Source organism: Myxococcus sp. AM011, assembly GCF_013372595.1.
GTDB classification, from domain to species: Bacteria; Myxococcota; Myxococcia; order Myxococcales; family Myxococcaceae; genus Myxococcus; species Myxococcus eversor.
The window spans coordinates 1-394 of the sequence record NZ_JABXEM010000670.1 but is presented as its reverse complement, the minus strand read 5'-3'; the positions used below and the strand labels follow the sequence as shown (position 1 = coordinate 394).

Annotated in this window: 1 protein-coding gene; it reads left to right on the top strand. The window is 65.2% G+C overall.

The genetic code is table 11. From position 1 onward, the window contains the following. Nucleotides 1–394: methyltransferase domain-containing protein (locus HUW62_RS47955; protein ID WP_176438250.1), on the top strand; the 394-nt coding region annotated here is incomplete at both ends.

Here is a 394-nt window from a genome sequence, read left to right as displayed (position 1 = left end):
GTAGCCCGGCGACTGGCTGAACTGGCCGCCGAGCGATCCCCCGCGCATTGGCTGGACATCGGTTGTGGCGAAGGTTATTACACCGCGCAGATTGCCGAAGCCTTGCCGCATGCCGATGGCTATGCGCTGGACATCTCCCGCGAGGCGGTCAAACGCGCCTGTCGTCGTGATCCGGCGCTGACCTGGATGGTCGCCAGCATGGCCCGTGTGCCACTTGCGGATGCCAGCTGCCAGTTTCTGGCCAGCGTGTTCAGCCCGCGGGACTGGCAGGAAGCCAAGCGCTTGCTGACCCCAGGCGGCGGGCTGATGCGGGTCGGCCCGACCAATGAGCATCTGATGGAGCTGCGTCAGCGGCTCTATGATGAAGTGCGCGATTACGCCGACGACAAGCACC